Genomic DNA, 25,059 nt, shown 5'->3' with positions numbered 1-25,059 from the left:
CACCTAATTATATCTTGCACCAACGTTAATCTGCCTTATGCAGTTCCTCATTTCGTAATCTTTTTCTTCCTCAGCAAACTATCAGTCCATCCATATGTTGGGTAGGGAGACAACAAAGCATTTTTTAATCGTATACAAACTTTTTTTTTATGAGTCGAAAAAACATACTACTCATTGGATACAATGACTTCAACCTCAAAGAATTAGAAACCATAGAAGATGCCGAGCAGTACAACTTTATTCCTCTCTTTCAGTCAGGAATTCAGAAACAGGAAGAGATTAATATTGAAAAGCTGGTAAGCACTGCCCGAGAAGCTCTGGAAAAAAATGACGTAAAAATTGATGCGATCATCAGCTTTTTTGATTTTCCTTTTACGCTAATCGCCTTTCTTCTGTGCGAAGAGTACGGACTCACGGGGCCAAGTCTTGTCTCTGGCTTAAAGTGCGAACATAAATTCTGGAGCCGTCAACAGCAGCGGGAAGTCATTCCTCAAGCTGTTCCTCCTTTTGATGCTATAGACCCTAAAAACCCTTCCCCTTTTAATAAGCTTAACGTAAAGCCACCTTTTTGGGTAAAGCCTGTCAAGGCATTTAGCTCACAGCTTGGTTTCAGAATAGAAAATGAAGCAGATTACCAAGAGAGCATGCGTACTATGGCTCAGGAAATTGGGGGGCTGGCCAAGCCATTTAATTACTTTCTGGAACGGGCAGACATGCCAGAAGATGTAAAGAAAGTGGATGGTAATTATGCCTTAGCAGAAGGTCTGATAGGCGGTCATCAGTGTACAGTCTCCGGTTATGTGTATGAAGGAGAAGTTTACAGCTATGGGCTGGTAGATTCGGTATGTTACGATGGAACGCCTTCTTTCTTCTACTACATGCTGCCCAGCAGCCTGTCTAAGGAGGTACAACAAAGAATGGATGACCTTACCCGAAAGGTAATGAAGCAGACAGGTTTCAATAACTCTACCTTTAATATAGAATTCTTTTATGAGGAGTCTACCGACAATATTTACCTCCTAGAAATTAACCCTCGCATGTCGCAGTCGCATAGTGATATGTATGACAAAATTAAAGGTCATTCTAATCATCAGGTATTAGTTAAACTCGCTCTGGGTGAGAAGCCTCACTTCAAAGAGCAGCAGGGCCCTTATAATTATGCAGCCAAGTTTCAGTACCGTGTGTTTGAAGATGGAGTAGTTGAGCAGGTTCCTTCAGAAGATAAAATCAGAGAAATAGAGAAAAAATATCCTGACACTATCGTCAAAATTGATGTAAAAGAAGGGCAGCGCTTATCCGACTTACCACTGCAAGATAGCTTTAGCTATGCTCTGGGCGTAGTTATGACCGGTGCTCAGAGTAAGGCTGAGCTTCTGGAAAAATATGATAACATCATTAATGCATTAGACATCAAGATTAAATAAAACGCTATGGAGGAAGTAAAAGAATTTCCTTATTCGTTTGAAGAGATTGAAAATATCTGGATACCCATGCCTGATGGAACCCGCCTGGCTGCACGCATGTGGCTCCCCGGCAAAGCCAAAGAGGAGGCAGTACCAGCTATTCTTGAGTATATTCCTTATCGTAAGCGAGACTTTAAGCGAGTAAGAGACGAGATTAACCATAAATACTTTGCAGGCTACGGCTACGCCTGTATTCGTGTGGATATTAGGGGCAGTGGAGATTCTGAAGGCATCATCACCGATGAATACCTGGAGCAGGAACTAGCCGATGGCGAGTGTATTATTCAGTGGCTCAGCGAACAAAAGTGGTGTAACGGAAACGTGGGTATGATTGGCATCTCCTGGGGTGGATTTAACGGACTCCAGCTAGCTGCACGCCAACCTCAAGCACTTAAAGCAATCATTACTGTTTGCTCTACCGATGACCGCTATAAAGACGATGTTCACTATATGGGCGGCTGTATGCTGGGTGATAATCTTTCCTGGGCATCAGTCATGTTTGCTAAAAACAGCCTTCCCCCCGATCCTGAAATAGTCGGTGACCAATGGAAAGAGATGTGGATGCAGCGCCTGAAAGGTAGCGGTCTGTGGTTAGAAAAATGGCTCCGCCATCAAACGAGGGATGATTACTGGAAACATGGCTCTATCTGTGAAGATTACAACGACATACAAATACCTGTGATGGCAATAAGCGGATGGGCAGATGGCTATACTAATGCTGTATTTCGCCTGATGGAAAACCTGGACGTGCCCCGCATGGGTTTGGTAGGCCCCTGGAGTCACAAATACCCAAACATGGGAGTACCAGGGCCAGCTATTGGTTTTTTGCAGGAAAGTATACGCTGGTGGGATCAATGGCTAAAAAATGATGAAACCGGTATTATGGATGAACCAATGCTTAGAGTATGGGTACAGGAAAGTATGCCTCCCAGCACTAAATACGAAATGAGACCGGGATATTGGGCAGGCTTAGAAAGCTGGCCTTCTCCCATCATTAAGAACAAAAACCTTAACCTTAGAAGTGATCATACACTTGGCATCGCAGAATCTGAACAGCCCGAACCTATGCTCATTCGTTCACCTCTTAGGCTAGGACTTTTTGCAGGTAAGTGGTGTTCTTACAATGCTCCACCAGATTTGCCCAGTGATCAGCGAGAAGAAGATGGAGGTGCCCTGGTATTTAATAGTAAAGTGCTAGAGGAAGATCTGACGATACTGGGGGCTACTCACATACGCCTGGCTTTAGAAGCCGACAAGCCTATTGCTTATGTAGCGGTGCGTCTTTCTGATGTCTCCCCTGATGGCAAGGCGACACGCGTAACTTATGGTATCAAAAATATAGCGCACAGAAATAGCCATGAGCAACCTGAGAAGCTCAAAGCTGGAGAAAAGTATTATGTAGACCTTCAGCTTAACGAAATTGCGCATGTTTTTCCTAAGGGGCATCGTTTCAGAATATCACTTTCAACCTCTTACTGGCCCCTGGCCTGGACACCTCCAGAAATTGCGTCTCTCAAGCTTTTTCCACAGGAAAGTAGTATAGATCTGCCTGAACTGACTGAAGCTGGAATTACTGACCTGAAGTTTCCAGAGCCACAGGGAGCAGAGCCTTCATCCACAGTTAGTGCCCTTACTAAACCGGATGAGAAGTGGCAGGTTATACGCAACCTGGTCAATGATGAATCTACCCTATGGGTATTCAAAGATACTGGAAAGCAGAGAATTGAAGAGATTGATCTTCTGATGTCTGACTTTAGCGAAGAGAAATACAGTATAGTAAACGATGATTTGTCTACTGTAAGAGGAGAAACCCATAGCAAAACAGCGCTGGAGCGGGGAGATTGGCAAATCAGTACAGATAGCTGTACCATTCTTACTTCAGACAAGGATTATTTTTACATACACGCTACGCTGGATGCCTACGAAGGAGGAGCAAGAATTTTTTCAAGAAACTGGCACGAAAAGATAGCAAGAGAGTTTTTATAAAAAAAAGCAAGAAGGCTACCCATAAAGGTAGCCTTTCTCATATGGGTTGGGTAGTGTAAAGCTTTAAGCGTAGTTATTCAACATAACTGGCATTACCAGCATCAGAATATCTTCATCGCTATCAGAGTCTTTAGGTACAATTAGCCCCGCACGGTTAGGAGCTGAAAGTTTAAGGATAATTTCGTCAGAGTCCAGATTATTCAGCATCTCAATCAGGAAGCGTGCGTTAAAGCCTATTTCTATATCTTCTCCCTCATGCTCACAGCTCAATTGCTCATTTGCTTCATTAGAGAAGTCCAGATCTTCCGCAGAGATATGTAGTTCGCTACCGGTAATTTTAAGCCTTACCTGATGGGTAGTTTTGTTAGCATAGATTGCGATACGCTTAAGAGAGCTAAGGAGTTCCAGACGACTAATTACCATCTCATTTTTATTATCCTGAGGTATAACATTCTCATAGTCTGGATAACGCTCATCTATCAGTCGGCAAATTAACTGTATATTGTTGAATTTGAAGAAAACGTTTGAAGCATTAAACTGCACGTTTACTGGTACCCTATCGCTGGGCAAGCTATTTTTAAGCAGGCTCAGTGCTTTGCGAGGTATGATAAGCGAAGACTGATTTGTAGAATGTACATCGGAGCGCAAATAACGGATCAGCCGATGCCCGTCAGTAGCTACGAATGTGCTATTATCATCTTTCAGATTTACATATACCCCCGTCATAGCCGGACGAAGCTCATCGGTACTTGTCGCAAATAATGTATTGTTTACAGCACTAGACAATACATCTGATGGAATCTCTACATCATAGCCATCCTCTACTTTAGCAATGCTGGGAAAGTCGGTCGCATTTTCACCTGACAAGCGATACTGACCATTGGTCGAGTGTATCTCTATATTGTATGAAGACGCATCAATAGTAAAGGTAACAGGCTGTTCGGGTAGATTTTTCAAAGTATCAATTAAGATACGGGCAGGCACGGCTATACTTCCACTTTCCTCGGCATCCACTTCCATTTCGGTGATCATGGAAGTTTGCAGGTCAGAAGCAGTAATAGTTAACTTACCGCTACTTACCTCACAAAGGAAGTTTTCCAGTATGGGTACCACCGGATTGGAAGCAATCACTCCATTTATAGCAGACAGTTGCTTCAGCAAGGCAGAGGAAGAAACGACAAACTTCATAATACAAGAGTACTTAAAATCAACAATTTAACGGCAAGCTCTTAAACTAATATTTTAGTCGGTAAATATATAAATTTCTGTGAGAAGATTGGCTTGCGCTTCAAATTAAAACAATTGTGTCTGGATGTCCTTCATTTTTCGGACAAAAAAAAACCCGACACCTAATATGTCGGGTTCAAAATTATGTATTAGTGCTTACTCGCTTACAGAAACACGTTTGAAAGCAACTACTTTCATACCTTTGTTTACACTATCAAGGTACTTCTCTACGCTCATGCTTGAGTCTTTTACGTAGGCCTGGTTTACCAATGTATTCTCCTTGTAGAACTTATTGAGTTTACCTTCAGCAATTTTCTCAATGATATTGTCTGGTTTACCTTCTGCGCGAGCCTGCTCACGTCCGATTTCTAACTCACGGTCAATTACTGACTGGTCTACACCATCTTTGTCCAGAGCTACAGGGTTCATAGCAGCGATCTGCATACCGATATCGCGACCAGCTTCTTCTGCTTCGCCACCAGTATTTTCCAGAGCAACCAACACTCCCAGACGGTCTCCAGCGTGGATATACGACACTACCATTTCAGCGCTTAGTCTTTCGTAGGCTCCTATGTCAATCTTCTCACCAATTTTACCTACCAGTTCGGTAAGTTTTTCTTCTATCGTAAGGTCTCCTACTTTAAGCTGCTTAAGTTCTTCTACGTTAGCAGGCTTCTCATTGAATGCAACTTCAATGATAGACTTTCCTGCTTGCTGAAATTCCTCGTTTTTGGCTACGAAGTCAGTCTCGCAATTTAAAGAAATCAACACTGCTTCTTTAAGATCATCAGCAGATTTTACGAAAACAGCACCTTCGTTGGTCTCACGATCAGAGCGAGAGGCAGAAATTTTCTGTCCTTTTTTTCTCAGGATTTCTACTGCTTTATCAAAATCGCCATCAGCTTCAACCAAAGCTTTTTTGCAGTCCATCATTCCGGCTCCTGTCATTTGGCGGAGCTTGTTTACATCTTTTGCGGTGATAGCCATAACAGAATTTTTTTTCTAGGTTTATTAATTGTGTTATTGTTTACGCTGGCCGGGGCAGCCCCACCATGCCATCGTGTGTAAAATTCGTGTATAAAAAAAGAACATCGAGCGAAAGCCGATGTTCGTATATGTCTGATATTTAGAAGATGTCAATTACTGTTTAGCTTCTGAATCATTCTTCTCCAGCGTATCCTGCTCGTCCGCCTCTTTCTTCTGATTCTCTTCTTCTTTCAGTTTTGCCTCTTCCTTCTGCTGCTTACGCTCTATCAATCCCTCTTCCACTGCTTTACCCATGTACTTTACAATTAGGGAAATAGATTTGTAGGCATCATCGTTGGCAGGGATAGGGTACTGCACCTCATTAGGGTCAGAGTTAGTATCCACAATACCAATTACCGGGATGTTCAGCTTTTGAGCTTCTTTGATAGCAATATGCTCACGCTTAATATCTACTACAAATAAAGCCGCTGGCAGACGGGTAAGGTCAGAAATTCCTCCCAACACTTTCTCTAGCTTCTCTCTCTCTCTGCTCATCATCAGGCGCTCACGCTTCGCCAGGTTCTTATAAGCTTCTTCTTTCATAAGCTTATCAATAGATGACATCTTACGCAAAGACTTACGGATGGTAGCAAAGTTAGTCATCATACCTCCTAACCAACGGTCGGTTACGTAAGGCATTCTCAAACGCTTAGCTTCTTCAGATACTACCTCCTGCGCTTGCTTTTTGGTAGCTACAAACATCACCTTACGACCTGATTTTACGATCTGCTTCATGGCGTTAGCAGCATCTTCCAGGCAAACTAAAGTTTTGTTAAGGTCAATGATGTGGATACCATTTCTCTCCATGAAAACATAGGGAGCTATTTTAGGATTCCACTTGCGGGTAAGGTGTCCAAAGTGAACACCAGCGTCTAATAAGTCTTTGTATTTTAAATTTTCCATTATGTAGGTTTATTGTTTTACTCCTGAGGAGCCTGTTAAGGCACAGGCTCGAGTAAACACAAATTTTATCGTTTACTAAACTGAAATGCTCTTCTTGCTTTTCTGCGTCCGTATTTCTTACGCTCAACCATACGAGGGTCACGAGTAAGGAATCCTTCTTTCTTAAGTGGCGAGCGATGCTCTTCGTTAGTAGAAACCAAAGCGCGAGACACAGCCAAACGAATAGCTTCTGCCTGTCCTTTAACTCCACCTCCGCTTACTACAATTTTCAGGTCAAAGCTACCTTCCTGCTCAGTAAGAGACAAAGGCTGCTTTACAATAGTCTGAAGAATCTCAGAAGGGAAATATTTTTCTACAGATTTTTTGTTTACTGTAATATTGCCATTGCCAGGCTGCATGTACAACCTAGCTACTGAAGTCTTACGTCTACCAATTGTATTAATAACTTCCATAGATGCGTTTTGAGCTTATAGGTGACTTAAATCTAATTTTTGAGGCTGCTGCGCTTCATGAGGATGCTCAGCTCCTTCATAGATGTGCAGGTTTTTAATAATCTGTCTTCCCAGTCTGTTTTTAGGAAGCATACCTTTTACAGCCTTCTCAATTACGCGTGTAGAAGACTTTTCCATTTCTTCACGAGGAGTAGACGTTCTCTGTCCTCCGGGATAACCTGTATGGCGAACATACTCTTTGGTATCCATTTTTGTACCTGTCAGACGTAGTTTGTCAGCATTAACAACCACGACTTTATCGCCACAATCTACGTGAGGTGTGAAGCTAGGCTTGTGCTTACCTCTCAAGATTTTGGCAACTTCGCTGCACAAACGTCCTAGTGTAGCGTCACCGGCGTCAACGATGTACCAATTCTTTTCTACAGTTGACTTGTTAGCCGATACCGTTTTATAACTTACAATATCCAATTTTATGTAATTTTAAGGTTTACTAAACCAATGTAACTCCGCCTTTTTCTAAAAAGAACACAAAGGTAGCGGGTATTTCCTTCAAATGCAATACACCTTGCTGCTTTTCTGTAGATTAGCTCAACTTTTCTAATTGCTTGACTACCACAGCAAAGTCCTTTGGATAAGGTGCTTCTACACAAACGCTCTGCTGATCTAATAGTTCAAATCTAAGAGATTGTGCGTGCAAAGCTACTCTTTTTATTAAAGGATGCTCTTCTGCATCTTTTCTTAAATTATATTTTTTCTTAATCGCCGACAGAAAAAAAGGTTTGCCACCATACTTTTCATCACCGCTTATAGGAGCCCCCTGACTGGTTAAATGGATCCTTATCTGGTGCATACGCCCCGTTACCGGCTGGCACTCTACCAAGGTATGCCTTCTGTAAGCTTTTATTGTCTTAACGTATGTTAAAGCTTCTTTTCCGTCTCTTCTACTAATTTTTACTACACCTTTGTTGGTAGCATGTATGGGCAGGTCAATTTTAAGATCATCAAAATCATGAATTCCATCACACACAGCATGGTAAGTTTTGGTAACCTTGCGATGCTCAAACTGCATAGAAGCCGAACGGTAAGCTTCAGGATGTTTGGCAATGAGCAGCACTCCTGACGTCTCTTTGTCCAGGCGATGACATACCTGCGCATCTGCAATATAGTCTTTTGCCAATCTTATGATACTTAAATCATCGTTTCTGTCATCCAGCGTAGATATAAATGCCGGCTTATTAATCAGCAGATAATCATCATTCTCAAAAAGAATCAGGTCTTTGAAAGGGGTTTTGTATAACTGCTGTAATGCGTGGGCAGCGTATGATTGATGTGAGTCCATAATGTATAATTAATAATGATGGAAGGCTTAAACAAATTAGCCTTGTTTAAAAAATCTTCAGGCGACTTCTTCTTCTCCGCTGTCTGCTTTTGTTCTGTCGCCTTTAGGTAACTTAAAACTAAATACAGAGCCAAGGTCTACTTCACTCTGCACTTTTACTTTAGAATGGTGTAGCTCTATAATATGTTTAACAATGGCCAGACCCAATCCTGTTCCTCCTTTATTTTTTGAACGGCTTTTTTCTACACGATAGAAACGTTCAAAGATACGATCTATATCTTCAGCAGGAATACCTCTTCCATGGTCTTTCACGTGGATGACTATACCATCTACCGCTTTCTTAAAGTACACTTCCACGGCACCTTCATGTTTGGTGTATTTGATGGCATTGCTTACCAGGTTTACCATTACCTGATAGATACGTTGCTTATCAGCAAAAACATAAGTTGGTGATCCATCCGTAAGAATAAGGTCTATACCTTTTTTCTCAGCTTCGCTTTCAAACTGATCAAACACCTCTCTAACTATATGGCAGATATCATAATGCTCATAATTCATTTTAATATCTCCTGTCTCCATTTGAGAAAGCGTAAGCAGATCCTGCACCAGCATATCCAGTCCATCCAGACTTTTTCCTGCTTTCTTCAGAAATTTATAGCGCACCTTTTTGTTCTCCATGGCACCATCCAAAAGGGTATGCACAAAGCCCTGAGCAGCAAAAATGGGAGTCTTAAGCTCGTGAGAGACATTAGCTACAAACTCCCTCCTGAATTCTTCCATCTTTTTAAGGTCGTTAATTTCTTTCTGCTTATTGGCAGCATACTCAAAAATCTCCTCATTAATCTGCTTAAGTGGGTTAACTGCCCGTTTGCGATCTCGCTCTCCTACAAAAGAGAGGTCTTTGCGCTTAAGCTTGTCCAGCACATTATAGATTTTATTGATCTCGCGAAAGATCATAAACTCCAGGCTGATATTGATAAGTATGTAGGAAGACGAGAAAGATATAACCAGGGCCACAATAAGAGCCGTAGGCGTTACCCCTTCTACCAATGATAAAAAGGCAGTAGTAACAATAGAAATGGATATTCCGAGCAAAAGTGCAACGCCTCGGGCATTAACCAACATAGTATGGTATTTTTATCCTTACTCTTCTACTCCAAACTTATAGCCCACACCCTTGACGGTAACAATGTACTGGCTACCCACTTTTTCTCTCACTTTACGAATGTGCACATCTACAGTTCTGGCCAGCACGTATACATCCGCTCCCCAGATGTTTTGCAAAAGGTCATCGCGGCTATGCACTTTATCGGGGTTCTGAGCGAGAAAATAGAGGAGTTCAAATTCTTTTTTGGGCAGGCTTATCTGCTCACCATTTACGGTAACCATATAACTGGTACGGTCAATAGTAAGCCCTCCTATGCTAATCTTATCACTCTTTTGTTTTTTCTTGGCCTCCCTTCTGAACATAGCACTAATGCGGCTCATTAACGCGCGGGGCTTAATGGGCTTGGTTATATAATCATCAGCACCGGTATCAAAGGCGGCTACCTCTGAGTACTCTTCAGAGCGGGCAGTCAAAAACACGATGTAAGTATTATAGAGGTCTGGATTTTCCCTCAACTGACGACAGGTTTCCACCCCGTCCTGATGAGGCATCATAATATCCAGAAGTATTAAGTCTGGTAAGAAATGGGCGGCTATTTCTACAGCCTTCCTTCCGTTGGTAGCAGTTTTTACTTTATATCCTTCTTTTGCCAGATTGTACTCCAGCAGATCCAGAATATCAGGTTCGTCGTCTACCACAAGCACTTTGTGTTGCTTGCTTGCCATATGAGTAAGATAATAGTTTAATTATCAACGAATTAGCTTAATAGCCAAATCGTACTTTTATGCCAAAAATATATACAAAAAACAGGAATAAAAAATTAGCACTTATCTATTGCTTTATCTTTAAGCATACTTATGCTCATTACACATTTCTGTAACTAAAAAAAGGCTTATTGAGTCAAATTAGAGCCCTTTTTTCAGTTTATAATGAACTCTCTATCTACATGAAGTTTTTGCTCATTATTAGCAATATTTCTTCCAGCTCATATTGCCTACTCCTGTAACCTGCCTTTAAGGCCGACAGCAAAGGATAGGTAAAAGTTACAATAAGTTCGTATCAAGTTTTTATCTTTGCGGAAGCATTAAAATCAACAGAACAAATATACTCATGGCGCTCTCTAGCAAATATAATCCACAAGAAGTAGAAGATAAGTGGTATCAGCAGTGGTTGGATAAGAAATACTTTCACTCTGAGCCTAACCCTGACAAAGAGCCATATACTATTGTTATACCTCCGCCAAATGTTACCGGGGTATTACACATGGGCCACATGCTCAACAACACTATACAGGATGTACTTACCCGTAAAGCTCGTATGGAGGGCAAAGAAGCCTGCTGGGTACCCGGTACAGACCATGCCTCTATTGCTACTGAAGCTAAAGTAGTGGCCATGCTTAAAGAGCGCGGAATTAAGAAGAGCGATATCTCTCGCGAGGAGTTTTTAAAGTATGCCTGGGAGTGGAAGGAGAAGTATGGAGGTATCATTCTGGAGCAGCTCAAAAAACTGGGAGCTTCCTGCGACTGGGATCGTACGCGCTTTACCATGGAGGACCATATGTCCGCCTCAGTAATTAAGGTTTTTGTTGATCTATATAATAAGGGCTACATCTACCGAGGCTACCGCATGATCAACTGGGACCCTCAGGGCAAAACAGCTCTGGCAGATGATGAGGTAATTCATAAAGATGTAAACTCTAAGCTTTACTATGTAAAGTATAAAATTGAGGGTGAGGACAAGTATGTAACTATAGCCACTACTCGCCCGGAGACCATTCTGGGAGATACTGCCGTTTGTATTAACCCTGAAGATAAACGCTACACACACCTCAAAGGCAAAAAGGTTATTGTTCCTTTAGTAAACCGTGCCGTACCAGTCATTGAAGATGAGTACGTGAGTATGGAGTTTGGAACCGGCTGCCTAAAAGTAACTCCTGCCCATGACCCTAATGACTACGAGCTGGGTATGAAGCATAAACTGGAAACGCTGGATGTGATGAATGATGATGGGACGATGAGCGAAGCTGCGCAGTTTTTTGTGGGGGAGGATCGTTTTGTAGTGAGAAAGAAGATTGCCAAAGAACTGGATAAGCTGGGCTTACTAGAGAAGGAAGAAGACTACAAAAATAGCGTAGGCTTCTCAGAAAGAACAGATGCTGTTGTGGAGCCTCGTCTATCAGAGCAATGGTTTGTTTCCATGGAAGAACTCACTAAGCCCGCCCTGGAAAACGTCCTTAATGATAATGTACAGTTACACCCTCCCAAGTTTAAGAACATGTACCGCTCCTGGATGGAAAACGTACGTGACTGGTGTATCTCTCGTCAACTATGGTGGGGCCAGCGTATTCCAGCCTACTACTTGCCAAACGGCGAATTTGTAGTAGCTGAAACTGCTGAAAAAGCACTGGAAATGGCTCGCGAGAAAAGTGGTAATGCAAAGCTAACAGCAGAAGACCTTCGTCAGGAAGAAGACGTACTAGACACCTGGTTCTCTTCCGGCCTCTGGCCTATTACTGTCTTTAACGGAATTTTGGAACCTGATAACAAAGACATACAATACTACTACCCCACTAATGATCTGGTTACCGCCCCTGAAATTCTGTTCTTCTGGGTAGCCCGTATGATTATTAATGGATATGAGTACCGTCAGGAAAAGCCCTTTAAAAACGTATACCTTACGGGTATTGTAAGAGACAAGCTTGGACGTAAAATGTCTAAGTCGCTCGGCAACTCTCCAGATCCTCTGGAACTAATTAAAGAGTATGGGGCAGATGGAGTAAGAACTGGTATGCTGTTTAGTTCCCCTGCCGGAAATGACTTACCGTTTGATGTTAAACTATGTGAGCAGGGTAGAAACTTCGCAAACAAAATCTGGAACGCATTCCGTTTGGTGAAGGGGTGGGAAGTAAAAGACACAAAGCCTAATGAGCAAAACCGTACGGCAATTGCCTGGTTTGCCGCCAACTTTAATCAGACGCTGATTACGGTAGAAGACCATTTTTCAAAATTCCGTATCTCCGATGCCCTAAAAGCGCTGTATAAGCTGATGTGGAATGACTTCTGCTCATGGTATCTGGAAATGATTAAGCCAGAGGCCAAGCAGATAGACCAGCTAACCTACGAGGCTACTATTACTTTCTTTGAAGACCTGATGCGGGTCCTTCATCCTTTTATGCCATTCCTGACAGAAGAGATCTGGCATGAGATTAAAGAACGTGATGAGGATGATTACCTGATTGTTGCCGCATGGCCTACAGCAGATAACAGCGAAGCACGTAAACAGGCAGACCTATCGCTACTGGGTAATGGTCAGGTGGCTATAGACATTATTACAAACATCAGAAATGTGAGAAATAGCCGAGGTATTGCTAATAAAAATACTTTGGAGCTTAACGTTCGTACCGATTCTCAGGATATTTTTGATCAGTTTGGAAGTATCATACAGAAACTTGCAAACGTAGAAAGTATCACATTTACCCAAGATAAAATAGAGGGTGCAGCCAGCTTTATGGTGAATACGCCTCAAGGCAAACCTAATGAGTGCTTTGTTCCGTTGGGTGAGGCTGTAGACAGCAGTCAGGAGAAAGAAAGACTGGAAAAAGAACTGGAGTACAACAAAGGTTTCTTAACCTCAGTAAACAAGAAGTTGAGCAACGAACGCTTTGTACAGAACGCCCCAGAAAAGGTCGTAGCTATGGAACGTAAAAAGCAAGCTGATGCAGAAGCCAAAATTAAGGCTATTGAAGAACAACTTGCTGCGCTATAGTTTTCAATTTATTATCATTAGAAAAGGGAATCTGCTCAGGTTCCCTTTTTTTATTCATTTCCGATAAAAAAATAACAATTACTGCTACTTTTCCTACATGTTCTAGTCTGTAGTAAACACCTGTGTATTTATGCCTTGCATAGCTTTTGTTATGGTTCAGGTAAAAATAGATACACATGATGAAAAATAGCCTGATTGCCTTACTACTACTTTGTGTAGGTATTGTAGCTTGTGAAAAACTTGATGAGTTTACCCAGTTCAAAATGGATTATGATTCTTCGGTAGTCATTCCCTCCAGCACTGGCCTTAACCTACCCGTAGATCTATTTACTCCCGATGTTAAAACTAACTCTGAGTCTAAGTTTGCGATTAATGATACCCGCAAAGACCTGATAGAAGAAATTACACTTGATGAACTGGAACTGACAATCTCCAGCCCTGATGGTGAAGACTTTAGTTTCTTGAAAACAATAGATATTTACATAGAAGCTGAAGGCCTTCCTAAAGAAAAAATTGCCTGGCATGATGATGTATCCAGTGTGGTAGGCTCTACGCTAAGCCTGGAAACAGCGCAAGTTGACCTGAAAGAGTACATTAAAAAGGATGAGTTTACGCTAATGACAGAAGTGGTTACTGATGAAGCATTAAAATCAGACCATACTATAGATATTCATACTGTGTTTAATGTAAATGCCAAGATCTTAGGAATTTAGTATACAGCCCATCAGACAAAAAGCGGTATCTGCCCCAAGCAGAACCGCTTTTTTTTTACCTTTCATATTTATTTTTATGGCTCTGTAACTTCTACCCACTGCCCCTCCAGCGAAGCGTTGACAGTGTTGTCGTACATGGCTTCTGCATAAACCGCCGGTTGATAAAAGCGCCCCACATAGCTGGCATTTAGCATGAGCCTGAACGTTTTGCGCTCGCCTGCTGCAAGACCAAAATAGGTATGTACCCGGTCATCACGAATATCCTGATAATCAAAGCTTGATTGCTCGTTAAACTGCTCAACATTGAGCAAGCGCGTATTCAAGATCTCCCAACCGGAAGGCACCATATGGGAAAGAGCGATCTGCTGAATTTCTCCCTGCGTTCCAGGGTTATGCACCATCACTTCGGCTACAAAGTCTGTTCCCTGTTTCAAATTTTTGATATCAATAAGTTCTCCATTCACACCTTTGTAGACAACATTCATCTGGAGCGCATTAGAAGTCGTTTTCTCCTCGCCCAGCGCTGGCTTACCTTTAAGAATGACACGTGCATAAAGCTCACCTTCTCCCTGGTTTACTACTTTTATCTGGTGAGCACTTTTGCCATTAAGTTCTATCTTCCGCTGCATTACCGAAAGTTCAGACTGTAGATTAACCTGGGGCTGCCCATCTATAGTTAAGTTTGCATTTACTCCTTCTCCCAACTGCATATTTTCAGCAAATTTGCTGCTGGCGATCAGAGCAAAAGCGGTGGTTTGGGTACTCATCCAACGAGTGTCATCACTAAGAGCAGAAGAAATACGGCGGAACAAGGTAAGCCCTTTTTCCTGAACATCCATTAAAGCTAAAGTTTCCAGTATCATAGCTTCATCACGCAGAGCAGAGCCATAAGTACCATAGGTTTCGGTATAGGCATCTACCTGACTGTTTAGGCCTGAAATCATCTCCTGTGCCACCTCCTGCTGCTCCAGCAACGCATAGGCAGCGGCCAGCCTCCATTTTGCTGACACGGAAACATCACTGAGCTCACGCATACGGTTCATAGCTCCCTGCTCTTCTTCTCCAGCCAGTGCCAGTGTATATAAACGATAAGCCTGCACCAAATCTTCGCGTGTGTACTGCTGGCTTCTTCCCCATTGTCCTGCTCTTCTCCGCTGAAAACTTATCCAGGATTGGAGCAAGCCAGGTGGCACAAAATACCCCTTTTGCTGTGCTTCTAACAGAAAGTGTCCGGCATAACTGGTACTCCACTCATCGGCATCATTAGAGCCTGGCCAGTAGGCAAAGGCTCCTTCATTGGTACGGAAAGCACCTAGGCGTTTGATGGCCTGATTGATATTCTGCTCTACTCTTTTTTTATCCTGCTCATTAAGCTTCTGTATATTTGCCAAATACAACTGCGGAAAAGCGGCCGACACCGTTTGTTCTACACAGCCGTGAGGATAGCTGATCAGGTACTCTAAACGTTTGCCAAGGTTAAGCGGTGGAATATCAGATAGCTCAATTATAGCCTCGTTGGTACCCGGCATTCCTATGATATCAAAATCTGTCTCCCAGCTGCTTCCGCTACTGACTATACTACTGATAGCTTCTGTCATTTGCGGATTGGGGTTCCGTACATCCAGTTCAACATTATAGTCAGCACGTACAGGCCCGGCAGCAGCATTAATTTCTACTTTGCCAATACCTGCCCTGTTGGCTACCTCCAGCCCGAAATCTACCAGACGGTCGCCTGGGTTTGGGAAAAACATTTCTTCTGAACGTTGCCCTCTCAGGGTCAGAAGCTCACCAGTACTTACGCTTACTCTGACACTTTTTACGGAATTATCCATTGCGAAAATATTTACTGGCAGCTTAAGTGACTCACCGGGGCTTAGCGCTCTGGGCAGTGTACCTAGTACCATTAAAGGTTTGCTTACCGGCGTTGTTTTTTCTGCCTGTCCGTATGCTCCCTCGTGCGCGGCTACTACCATAGTCCGTACAGAACCTACATAATTAGGCATTTTGATGGTATGTACATTTTCGTCTCCTTCTTCTAAAAAGAAAGGTCCTAAGAACTTAACTACAGGCGTAAAACGATTGGCACGGCGGCTTCCTTCCATCTTGGCTGCTTCATCACCGCCAATAGCCAGAATACGTTCCAACTCTCCACCATAAGCCCCTATTACGTAATCGTACATATCCCAGGTTTTTACTCCCAGAGCTTCATGAGCATAGAAGTAGTCATGGGGCCTGGGGGTTTCAAAATTAGTAATATCCAGAAGACCCTCGTCAACCATTGCAATGGTATATGCCATAGGCTTTTCCTGAGCCTCCGCTACACTTATCACTACTTCTTTCTCCGGCTCAAGTTTTTCCGGCATGCTGATGAGCGGTTCCAGATGTGTTTCTGGATTGCTTACCTCCAGTGGAATAATGCCGTACATGCGGATAGGCAGGTCATTAGATGTTTGGGCATGAGGCTGAAGCAGCGTAGCATGTACATAAATATTGGGCGTCATCTCTTCAGTAATCTCCAGCTCAAAAGTTGTTTCTCCCTCATCTTCCACTTCTACCCAATACGTTTCTAATACTTCTGTTCCATTCTCTATACTAATGAGTGCCCGACCTTCACCTTTAGCAGGAATGCTGATCAGCGCTTCTTCTCCTACTTCGTAACTTTCTTTATCGGCCGAGAAGCTAAGCATGGCAGCTGCCTGAGGAGCATCTCGTCCATCACGCCCAGCATAATCTGGCCAGTCCAGGTATATAATTTCTCCACTACAATGCCCAGATTCGGTATCGCAGCTGCGCAGGTAGTAGCGCCCCCAGGCCTCATCATTAACACTAAAGCTCCATTTACTTTTTCCATTACCCAGATTTAGCGTTTCTTTAAGTACTGGTTCACGGTACTCATTGCCTACATAATTGGCAATGTAGTCAGCCGATTGCTCCCACCACCAGCGCCAGTCTAATTTGTACAGTGATAGCTCTACTTCACGATTTCTGACTAAATCTCCACGTTCATTTACGGCTACTAACTCTACCTGATGGCTTTTACCAGTATGCAGAGCCCCCCCCATACCTTCTCCCTGAGGTACATTTAAACCAATAAAGGACGAATAAGGGTAATAAGGCAGGCTGAACCTGTCTATGCTAAAATTACCTCCTTCTTCATATGCTTTGGTAACAAACGTAGCATTGAGCACTCCGGGCACTTCCTGTTCCAGACTCAGGTCTATGTTAAATTCCGCATTGCCATTCTGATCTACTCTGCTGTCGTACACCTCACGACGTTCAGCACTAAAATCTCTTGCCTGATCCTCGAAAGTAAATTGCGGATAATCTTCAAATGTAGTACGGGCAGGGCTTAGTAGCATTTCTGTTTCTACCCTTAGGTTTCGGGCAGTAGCTCCGCTCAACCAGCTTACACCCAGAAAGGCAGTAGGTTTCTGGTTGCGCGCTACAAAACGATCGGCACGAAAATCCAGATCAATTTTGAGGCGGTTGGGTCTCACGGTTTCTATGCGCAGCCTTTTATTAAATGTGGTACCCCCTACCTGCACCTGTGCCGACCAGCTACCCGTAATAGCATCGGGCTCGGTAGCAGTACTAAAGTTATAGATATTCCCTACGGCTTCGGTTCTTACCAAACGCTGTACTACCTGCCCTCGTGGGTTCTGAAGTTCAAACACTACCGGATGGCTGGGCGGCAGCGAGCGGGCTTTATCCTCCAGCACAAAATTAATATGCAGTGAGTCTCCGGGGCGCCACACACCACGATCACCATAGATAAAACCTTTCAGACCATTTTGAACTTCCTGTCCGGCAACTTCAAAATTGCTTAGGGGCAAAGAACTGCCATCATCCACCCTCAGATAGGCACGCTGATCACCATCAGAAGCGATTAACAAATAAGGTCTCTGTGTACTGGAAATAAGGATTTCACCATCTCCATCTGTAGACTCCTCAGCAATTAGGCGCTGCTGAAAATCGTACAGGCTCACATCCACACCCGATAAAGGCTCTGACGTACGTAAATCATTCACTGATATATAAAGTTGTCCGTGCTCGCCACGTTTGGCTATCATCCCCAGGTCAGATGCCAGTAAGTTAGTTTGTGCGCTTCTGCGAAAACCATAGTAAGAAGGTGAGCAGGGGTTGTCACGCTCCTCCCAATTGTAATTTGGAGCATAGTAGTACTGGTTGTAGGCATCCCAATAAACTTTAGAGGGATCATCCCAATCCTGAGCTATATCGTAGGCCGTAAGCTCACTGTCTTCGGGCTGCTGCGCTGCACCACAGCTGTAAACTGACTGGCTCTGACGAAAACTTAAGACTACCTGATACAATGCTCCGGGGTCAGTCTCTATAATTTCAGACAAATCTAAGGTAAAGCGGTTCCAGCGGCTCAGGTCTGTAGCTCCAGATGCATTGAGAGGCACTCTTTTCTGAGCTACCGGACGAGCCACACGTCGGATTTCCTGTTGACCATCATATTGGTTAAGCTGAAAAAACTGATTCAAATTATCCTCAAAAACCTTAATAATAGTAACATCAATTTCTTTCAGGCTTACAGCCTCAAAAGGAAGCATCATACCATCAGTAGAAGGCAGTATGATCCCCTTGTTAACAAAACGAAGCGCTGGTTTGATAGGCTCAAACTCTACATCTACTTCGGTGCTTTGTGCCAGGCGCTCTCCCCGAATATTTTTAACCCCTTCATTAATGACTACCGAAGTACCCCCTTCCATAGCGCTCTGAGGGTATACACGAAGAATGTTGTTATCTACAATCAGCCGGGGTGTCTCCTTACCTGCCTGCCGCACCTGAATTAGTCCCTCAAGGTTCTGGTTCTCCTGTAGGGGGTCAGAAAAACGCAATTCTACATATTGCTCAGGCTCTTCTATCACCTGATGACCAATTAGTGTAAAGGTGTTTAGCGAAGGCACGAAAAACTCTTCTTCGGTATTTTTTTCTACAGCTATAGGCTCTCCTCTGCTCACAAGCTTAATGCTGGCATCCCCACTTAGGCGGCTGATATTTCTTATCACAAAGCGGTGTACCGGACTACTATGCTCCCAACTAATTTCCAGAGGATTATCATCCTGCTGAGCTGTCAACATTTTTTCAATTGCTGCTGCATCTGCTACATCAGCCGTAAGCAGGCTACCTTCCAGCACTGGCTTAGCCAGCTCTTCTCTGTCTTCATAAGTGAGCCCACTAAGTTGCAGCTCATAGTTTTGCTGCATAGTTCGCAGGGCATACTCAAAACTTTCTAATGCATCGGGCACGTTTACTAACTCGTGTAGCGCAAATTTCACCTGATACTTTTGCCCGGAAAGTAGTTTTTGAGAAGGAATAAACTCAAGTGTACTTCTATCTAGCCAGTAGGTATTACCAGTGATGGAAGGGTTAAAGGAAAAATAAGTCTCTTTAACTTCTTTGCCTAATTGGGTAGAGTCGGCCAAAGGTCGGTTAAACTGAATACGGATAGAAGACTCTGTGGAGATAATGCCTGCGGTATAAGCAGAAATATAAGCATTGAAGGCAGGGTCTATTTCTTTTGTGCCTTTAAAATCATCCTCACCAAAAAAAGACAGCCCCCATACCAAAAGGCTAAGTACTAACAGCAAGCCAGCACCTACAATACCTCTATCTCGCCATGAGGCCTGCCGATACCAGTATTGGGCAGATGAGAAAGTATTGCTTAGCCAATATGAAATCTGATTAAACAGTTGAGAAAGGAAAGCTCTGATTGTATCCATAATCTAGTAAACGATACCCTATGTCCTAAATTTTACTTGATGATAAGTGGATGATTATTATTATAAAAAACAGAAGAACAGCTTAAAACCAGCACTGGCAAGGAGGCACCAAGCTAATGTCTGGCATAAACTATAAAGCGTCAAAAATAGAAATTTAGTTGAAGAAAGGATACTATATAGAGGCCGGAAAGCATAATGATATGAAGGAAAACCTTACGCTAAGCTAGCTTATTAGATTGCGACATAGCTATAGTTAAGTAAGCCTAAAAACACCTACGCAAATTACTTAAAACCTAGCACTCTTATTCACAAATAAAATGTGTGAATATTTGAAAAAAACTCACGAAATACTTACATTTGTAATACTCAAGCTCAATTAGATTTCCGCCCTATAGAAAGAGCCCTTATGCACAGTAAACATCCAAACACCAAGATTTTCTCCTGGCAAAACTTACTCCTCTGGCTCCTTAGCCTACCCTTTTTTCTGACATGCTGGCCTGGCGCTTCATCTGATCCCGGAGAAATTAGTTTTTACTTTACACTATTGTCCTCTTTTATGGTGGTAATTCCTTCCATCTTAGGTGTAAGGTATGGGTTCAGTTTTTTTAGGACAGAAGATACGCCTAGCTCCGATGATTAGCATAAAAGCTTAGCTGCTCACTACCTAAAAGTTTTACAATAGCATATCCTCAAAGTTCAGATGTAGTTTTTGAGCTTAGCTTCCCCAGAGATTCGTAGACTTACTTGCTTTTCAATCTTTTTATGTTTGTATATTTGCAGCAGCAAGAAAATTTTAAATGGTGGTGAACCTTCTTAGACATTTTCTTGTAAGAAAGCAGTAAGACGTTCTTTCAAAAATATTTAAGATTACCCGCTTGGGTCCTGGACTCGTTTTCTAACTCCAACACTTAGATAAATACCGAGCGACAGTGTACTTTCAAAACCGGGCCTCACCCCTTGCTTTTGCGAGGGGCTCTGATGAATGTCAGAGTTAACAGTGGATTGTTGCGATAGTATTACGGCTCAAAACCTGTCTTTTAGGGGGTTAGTAAAACCCTCCAGACTCAAGTTGGGTTTTTCTTAGCTATTAGCCTCTCCAAGCCTCCGGGCTTCTTCCTGTGCTTCCTTCACCGTTACCCGTTTTCCATCTATTTTGGCTACAATAAAGGCATCTTTAATACCCATTCTTCTGATGTCTCTCACAAAATCTTTGGCAAGATCCAGATCACGAAATTTACCCAATGTGTACTGATCTAACTCTCCGCTATAATCTATATTGAGCTTGGCCAGGCCTTCACGGTACTTTTCCAGGTCAAAATGCTCAAATGCCCCAATCTGTACTTCAAAAAATACTCCTGTGTAGTAGGGAGATAGCTCTACCAATAGACTATTAACTCGATTCAGGCTGTCTATTTCCTCCTGAAGCGCTTCGCGTTCCAACTGTAGATTATCGTATTTCTGGCTAAGCTCCGGCCAGCGCCCGAAGAAGGGAGGAAAGTATTCTATATAAATAATATAGCTCAGGCATAAGACAAACAACAGCCCCAGGATTTTCATCCAAAAAAGCAGACGTTTGTTGTATCTGCGCAATGCGCTATTCTTTTTGCTTAAGTCCTGGTATTCTTCCGCCAGCGTTTCCATGCGATTGATGTATATAATTTGTGGTTATCTGTAATTTCAAGGGCTTGCCTGCTATACAAAAGGTCTCAAATAAAGCCCTATACAGCCCTTATAAATAAAGTCTGCATTTTACGTACAATTTGATAAAGTCCGTTTGAAATATAAAGATAGGACTTTATATTTGTCGCATATGGTAAGAATTAGCAAGACATACGCAAAAACTAACTGGTGGTGGCGCCCAACATATTTAGGCGCGAACGGCTAAGTATTTGCTTGTCTTTACCTATAAAGCATATTTTATGAGCCTACTGTTCGCGCAGTAGGCTTTTTTTTTAAACGAAAGAATCTCATGCAAACACAACAAACTAAACGCCTTTACCAATTGGTGACTGAGCATAAGCGCATGCTCTCAGATACGGTTACCCCTGTTAACATTTACCTGAAAATACGGGACCGTTTTGATAATCCTATATTACTGGAAAGCTCAGACTACCATAGCAGTGACAATAGCTTCTCGTTTATATGCTGTAGCCCTATTGCTACTTTTTCTGTAAAAAATGGCCTGGTGAAGCAAAGTTTTCCTGATGGCACGGCTTCAGAAACCCAAACTCAGCAAAAGCAGGAAGTAATAGAGATGCTGAGCCAGTTTGCAGCCTCATTTAAGTCTGAAGACCATGATTATAAATTTAGCACTAATGGCATGTTTGGGTACATGTCTTATGATGCTGTACAGTATTATGAAGACGTGGATATACAGGCCGATACAGATAAGGATTATGGTATACCAGAAGTACACTATTCTGTATATCGGTATGTGATTGCCATTGACCATTTCCGCAATGAGTTGTATGCGTTTCATCATGAGCTGGCAGGTGAAGAGGGTAAGCACGACAAACTCTCAGACCTGATCTCTCTGGTTAATAACCGAAATATTCCGAGCTATCGTTTTCAGCGCGAAGGCGAAGAAAGCAGCAATTACTCCGATGATGAGTTTCTGGAAATTATTCGTAAAGGACAAGAGCACTGTTTTAGAGGAGATGTATTTCAGATTGTACTGTCTCGCCGTTTTGAAAACCGCTTTAAAGGTGACGAATTTAACGTTTACCGTGCCCTCCGCTCCATCAACCCTTCTCCATATCTCTTCTATTTTGACTATGGCAACTACAAAATATTTGGCTCTTCGCCAGAGGCGCAAATTGTTATTAAGGATGGAGAAGCCAGTATTTACCCTATCGCTGGTACTTTTAAGCGTACCGGAAATGATGCCGCCGATGCTGAACTAGCCAAAAAGCTGATAGACGACCCTAAAGAAAACTCAGAACATGTGATGCTGGTAGACCTGGCCCGTAATGACCTGAGCAGACACGGGAATGAAGTGACGGTAGAGACTTTTAAAGAGGTACAATATTTCTCCCATGTCATCCATCTGGTATCTAAAGTGACCAGCAAACTTTCTCCCGAAACCTCGCCCATACAGGTGGTGGCTGATACTTTTCCGGCAGGCACACTTTCTGGAGCTCCCAAACATATGGCTATGCAGCTGATCAGCCAGTACGAAAAGACCAAGCGTGGCTATTATGGTGGTGCTATAGGCTTTTTAGGGTTTGGTAGCGATCAAAAAACCGCGCAGTTTAATCATGCTATTATGATACGCTCCTTCATCAGCCAGAACAACTCATTGTATTATCAGGCAGGCGCCGGAGTGGTAGCCAAGTCTGTGGTAGAAAGCGAGTTACAGGAGGTAAATAACAAACTGGCTGCCCTCAGAAGAGCCCTGGAGGTAGCAGAGGATATATCAAACTAAAGCCCGGCTAGTGGAACGCTGAGCATAGTATTTAGGCTCAGGTAGCAGTTTTCTGATGCTTGGCTCTTAATAATTTCAGCTCTACTTTATGATTTCAATAGAAATTTGAAATCGCATACATAATTTTGATTTAAAGATTTGCAATCTGCAATTACTAACATGAAAATACTAGTTCTAGATAATTATGACTCATTCACCTATAACCTGGTGCACATCCTGAGGGAACTGGGTTATGGAGAGCAGATGGATGTGATCCGTAACGATAAGATTAGCGTGGAAGAAGTAGCCAAATATGATAAAATTCTGCTTTCTCCCGGCCCCGGTATTCCCGAAGAAGCAGGGATTATGATGGATGTAATTAAAACCTATGCGCCCACCAAAAGTATACTGGGTGTATGCCTGGGCCACCAGGGTATTGCCGAAGCCTTTAAGGCAAAGCTGTACAATATGCCTACCGTACTGCATGGTTATGCCGATAAAGTGATGCTGGAAGATAAAGAGGAATATCTTTTTGAAGGCTTACCACAGGTTTTTAATGTTTGCCGCTACCATAGCTGGGCAGTAGAAGCTGTATCTATGGCTAATAACCCGGAGCTAATCGTAACAGCACTGGACCCTCATGGAGAGGTAATGGGCTTACGCCATAAACAATATGATGTTCATGGTGTGCAGTTTCATCCGGAGTCTATTCTTACCGAACATGGAAAACAAATGCTAAAAAACTGGCTGGAACATTAGCTTCTGCCGGGCATTGAGCATAAATATCTACACCATTATGTACTACCCCTAGCTATGCTCCCGTTTTTTCAATTTCCAGAAATCTATTTTCAACCAAACATTAATCAACAGTTACTATATAGCTCAGCTAAGGCTTAATCATACTGCAACCCCACAAGCATGAAAGATATACTCAACGATCTGATAGAATATAAATCTTTAGATAAAGACACTGCTCAACAAATCCTTACCAAGCTCGCGCAGGGAGAATACAACCAAAGCCAGATGGCTGCTTTTTTAACTGTTTTTCTGATGCGAAGCATTACCGTAGAAGAGTTGGAAGGATTCCGTGATGCTATGTTGGAGCTTTGTGTACCTCTCCATATTGATGAATATGATGCCATTGACCTATGTGGCACTGGCGGAGATGGTAAAGATACTTTCAATATCTCAACTACAGCTTCTTTTGTTGTAGCTGGCGCAGGACAGGCAGTAGCCAAACATGGTAATAAAGGAGTATCCTCAGTAAGTGGTTCTTCTGACCTTATCACGCACTTTGGCTATGAGTTTACTAATGAGGCAGAGGCACTCAAAAAAAGCCTAGATAATGCGAATATCTGTTTTCTGCATGCTCCCCTCTTCCACCCTGCCATGAAGAATGTAGGGCCCGTAAGGCGCGAACTGGGAATGAAAACTTTTTTTAATATGCTGGGCCCCATGGTTAACCCCTCATTTCCTAAAAAACAGTTGGTAGGTGTGTTTAGCCTGGAGCTAGCTCGCCTATATGCTTATTTGTATCAGAAAACTGATAAGCGTTTTGTAATCTTACATTCTCTGGACGGCTATGATGAAATATCGCTGACTGGTCCTTTTAAGATGATTACCAATGAACAGGAACAAATACTAAGACCGGAAGATCTTGGGTTTTCTACTCACAAACCCGAAGCACTACACGGAGGGGAATCAGTAGAAGATGCCGCTCGTATTTTTACCAGTATACTGGAAGGTAAAGGTACACAGGCCCAAAACGAAGCCGTACTTGCCAATGCCGGGGTAGCTCTGTACTGCGGTAAGCCGGAGCTTAGTCTAAAAGACAGCATTGAGGCCGCTCGTGAGTCTTTATTTTCTGGACATGCGATGGAAGCCTTTCAAAAGCTTATTGCAAAATAGGTCTGACCTATAACTTTTC

Annotated in this window: 18 protein-coding genes; 8 read left to right on the top strand and 10 right to left on the bottom strand. The window is 42.8% G+C overall.

From position 1 onward, the window contains the following. The first annotated feature begins 149 nt into the window (after nt 1-149). Together PZB74_RS11735 and PZB74_RS11730 are read left to right on the top strand one after the other, a co-directional pair. Nucleotides 150-1,424 carry an ATP-grasp domain-containing protein gene (locus PZB74_RS11735; RefSeq protein WP_302236172.1) on the top strand — a complete coding sequence of 425 codons (1,275 nt, stop codon included), beginning with the start codon at nt 150-152 and terminating at the stop codon, nt 1,422-1,424. 6 nt (nt 1,425-1,430) lie between these two features. Then, entirely contained in the window at nt 1,431-3,449 is a 2,019-nt protein-coding gene (locus PZB74_RS11730; protein WP_302236170.1) for a CocE/NonD family hydrolase, read from the top strand. A 63-nt stretch (nt 3,450-3,512) separates the two neighbouring features. On the opposite strand, the gene dnaN is transcribed toward PZB74_RS11730, so the two are convergent. The 8 genes from dnaN to PZB74_RS11690 form a co-directional block, all read right to left on the bottom strand. Continuing rightward, nucleotides 3,513-4,637, bottom strand: coding sequence for a DNA polymerase III subunit beta (gene dnaN / locus PZB74_RS11725; RefSeq protein WP_302236168.1), 1,125 nt, complete (start codon nt 4,635-4,637; stop codon nt 3,513-3,515). 195 nt (nt 4,638-4,832) lie between these two features. Then, nucleotides 4,833-5,663 carry a translation elongation factor Ts gene (gene tsf / locus PZB74_RS11720; RefSeq protein ID WP_302236165.1) on the bottom strand — a complete coding sequence of 277 codons (831 nt, stop codon included), beginning with the start codon at nt 5,661-5,663 and terminating at the stop codon, nt 4,833-4,835. A 153-nt stretch (nt 5,664-5,816) separates the two neighbouring features. Further along, a complete protein-coding gene (gene rpsB / locus PZB74_RS11715) occupies nt 5,817-6,605 on the bottom strand; it encodes a 30S ribosomal protein S2 (protein ID WP_302236163.1) in 789 nt (262 codons plus the stop codon). Nucleotides 6,606-6,670: 65 nt separating this feature from the next. Next, complete coding sequence (gene rpsI / locus PZB74_RS11710) at nt 6,671-7,057, bottom strand: 30S ribosomal protein S9 (RefSeq protein WP_302236161.1); 387 nt, start codon at nt 7,055-7,057, stop codon at nt 6,671-6,673. A 15-nt stretch (nt 7,058-7,072) separates the two neighbouring features. Continuing rightward, a complete protein-coding gene (gene rplM / locus PZB74_RS11705) occupies nt 7,073-7,525 on the bottom strand; it encodes a 50S ribosomal protein L13 (RefSeq protein WP_302236160.1) in 453 nt (150 codons plus the stop codon). A gap of 115 nt (nt 7,526-7,640) precedes the next feature. Further along, nucleotides 7,641-8,396, bottom strand: coding sequence for an RluA family pseudouridine synthase (locus tag PZB74_RS11700; RefSeq protein WP_302236158.1), 756 nt, complete (start codon nt 8,394-8,396; stop codon nt 7,641-7,643). Nucleotides 8,397-8,453: 57 nt separating this feature from the next. After that, a complete protein-coding gene (locus PZB74_RS11695; protein ID WP_302236155.1) occupies nt 8,454-9,521 on the bottom strand; it encodes a sensor histidine kinase in 1,068 nt (355 codons plus the stop codon). An 18-nt stretch (nt 9,522-9,539) separates the two neighbouring features. After that, nucleotides 9,540-10,229, bottom strand: a complete 690-nt coding sequence (locus PZB74_RS11690; protein ID WP_302236153.1) for a response regulator transcription factor — start codon at nt 10,227-10,229, stop codon at nt 9,540-9,542. A gap of 385 nt (nt 10,230-10,614) precedes the next feature. Here PZB74_RS11690 and PZB74_RS11685 point away from each other — a divergent pair, with 385 nt between their 5' ends. Together PZB74_RS11685 and PZB74_RS11680 are read left to right on the top strand one after the other, a co-directional pair. Beyond that, nucleotides 10,615-13,269, top strand: coding sequence for a valine--tRNA ligase (locus PZB74_RS11685; protein ID WP_302236152.1), 2,655 nt, complete (start codon nt 10,615-10,617; stop codon nt 13,267-13,269). Nucleotides 13,270-13,445: 176 nt separating this feature from the next. Further along, entirely contained in the window at nt 13,446-13,982 is a 537-nt protein-coding gene (locus PZB74_RS11680; protein WP_302236149.1) for a hypothetical protein, read from the top strand. 74 nt (nt 13,983-14,056) lie between these two features. Here the strand turns inward: PZB74_RS11680 and PZB74_RS11675 are convergent, their stop codons facing one another. Next, on the bottom strand, nt 14,057-19,729 hold the full coding sequence (locus PZB74_RS11675; protein ID WP_302236146.1) for an alpha-2-macroglobulin family protein: 5,673 nt from the start codon (nt 19,727-19,729) through the stop codon (nt 14,057-14,059). 406 nt (nt 19,730-20,135) lie between these two features. Here PZB74_RS11675 and PZB74_RS11670 point away from each other — a divergent pair, with 406 nt between their 5' ends. Then, a complete protein-coding gene (locus tag PZB74_RS11670) occupies nt 20,136-20,369 on the top strand; it encodes a hypothetical protein (RefSeq protein ID WP_302236144.1) in 234 nt (77 codons plus the stop codon). 440 nt (nt 20,370-20,809) lie between these two features. Here the strand turns inward: PZB74_RS11670 and PZB74_RS11665 are convergent, their stop codons facing one another. Beyond that, a complete protein-coding gene (locus PZB74_RS11665) occupies nt 20,810-21,370 on the bottom strand; it encodes a hypothetical protein (protein WP_302236142.1) in 561 nt (186 codons plus the stop codon). 328 nt (nt 21,371-21,698) lie between these two features. Between PZB74_RS11665 and PZB74_RS11660 the strand changes: the two genes are divergently transcribed. From PZB74_RS11660 to trpD, 3 genes are all read left to right on the top strand, one after another. Then, nucleotides 21,699-23,153, top strand: coding sequence for an anthranilate synthase component I family protein (locus tag PZB74_RS11660; RefSeq protein ID WP_302236140.1), 1,455 nt, complete (start codon nt 21,699-21,701; stop codon nt 23,151-23,153). Nucleotides 23,154-23,312: 159 nt separating this feature from the next. Then, the gene (locus PZB74_RS11655) at nt 23,313-23,891 is read left to right on the top strand and encodes an anthranilate synthase component II (protein ID WP_302236137.1); all 579 of its coding nucleotides are present in this window, start codon (nt 23,313-23,315) and stop codon (nt 23,889-23,891) included. Nucleotides 23,892-24,050: 159 nt separating this feature from the next. Then, a complete protein-coding gene (trpD, locus tag PZB74_RS11650) occupies nt 24,051-25,040 on the top strand; it encodes an anthranilate phosphoribosyltransferase (RefSeq protein WP_302236135.1) in 990 nt (329 codons plus the stop codon). The last annotated feature ends 19 nt before the right edge of the window (nt 25,041-25,059 follow it).

Origin of the sequence: Porifericola rhodea (genome assembly GCF_030506305.1) — a bacterium.
Taxonomy (GTDB): Bacteria; Bacteroidota; Bacteroidia; order Cytophagales; family Cyclobacteriaceae; genus Catalinimonas; species Catalinimonas rhodea.
Note: the sequence above shows the minus strand (reverse complement) of the source record. Positions and strands in the feature narration are given on the sequence as shown.

Bases quoted from the DNA above. Each gene is read 5' to 3' on its own strand.
- PZB74_RS11735 (WP_302236172.1), top strand. From the start codon at position 150: ATGAGTCGAAAAAACATACTACTCATTGGATACAATGACTTCAACCTC.
- PZB74_RS11730 (WP_302236170.1), top strand. From the start codon at position 1,431: ATGGAGGAAGTAAAAGAATTTCCTTATTCGTTTGAAGAGATTGAAAAT.
- dnaN (WP_302236168.1), bottom strand. From the start codon at position 4,637: ATGAAGTTTGTCGTTTCTTCCTCTGCCTTGCTGAAGCAACTGTCTGCT.
- tsf (WP_302236165.1), bottom strand. From the start codon at position 5,663: ATGGCTATCACCGCAAAAGATGTAAACAAGCTCCGCCAAATGACAGGA.
- rpsB (WP_302236163.1), bottom strand. From the start codon at position 6,605: ATGGAAAATTTAAAATACAAAGACTTATTAGACGCTGGTGTTCACTTT.
- rpsI (WP_302236161.1), bottom strand. From the start codon at position 7,057: ATGGAAGTTATTAATACAATTGGTAGACGTAAGACTTCAGTAGCTAGG.
- PZB74_RS11700 (WP_302236158.1), bottom strand. From the start codon at position 8,396: ATGGACTCACATCAATCATACGCTGCCCACGCATTACAGCAGTTATAC.
- PZB74_RS11695 (WP_302236155.1), bottom strand. From the start codon at position 9,521: ATGTTGGTTAATGCCCGAGGCGTTGCACTTTTGCTCGGAATATCCATT.
- PZB74_RS11690 (WP_302236153.1), bottom strand. From the start codon at position 10,229: ATGGCAAGCAAGCAACACAAAGTGCTTGTGGTAGACGACGAACCTGAT.
- PZB74_RS11685 (WP_302236152.1), top strand. From the start codon at position 10,615: ATGGCGCTCTCTAGCAAATATAATCCACAAGAAGTAGAAGATAAGTGG.
- PZB74_RS11680 (WP_302236149.1), top strand. From the start codon at position 13,446: ATGATGAAAAATAGCCTGATTGCCTTACTACTACTTTGTGTAGGTATT.
- PZB74_RS11675 (WP_302236146.1), bottom strand. From the start codon at position 19,729: ATGGATACAATCAGAGCTTTCCTTTCTCAACTGTTTAATCAGATTTCA.
- PZB74_RS11670 (WP_302236144.1), top strand. From the start codon at position 20,136: ATGCACAGTAAACATCCAAACACCAAGATTTTCTCCTGGCAAAACTTA.
- PZB74_RS11665 (WP_302236142.1), bottom strand. From the start codon at position 21,370: ATGGAAACGCTGGCGGAAGAATACCAGGACTTAAGCAAAAAGAATAGC.
- PZB74_RS11660 (WP_302236140.1), top strand. From the start codon at position 21,699: ATGCAAACACAACAAACTAAACGCCTTTACCAATTGGTGACTGAGCAT.
- PZB74_RS11655 (WP_302236137.1), top strand. From the start codon at position 23,313: ATGAAAATACTAGTTCTAGATAATTATGACTCATTCACCTATAACCTG.
- trpD (WP_302236135.1), top strand. From the start codon at position 24,051: ATGAAAGATATACTCAACGATCTGATAGAATATAAATCTTTAGATAAA.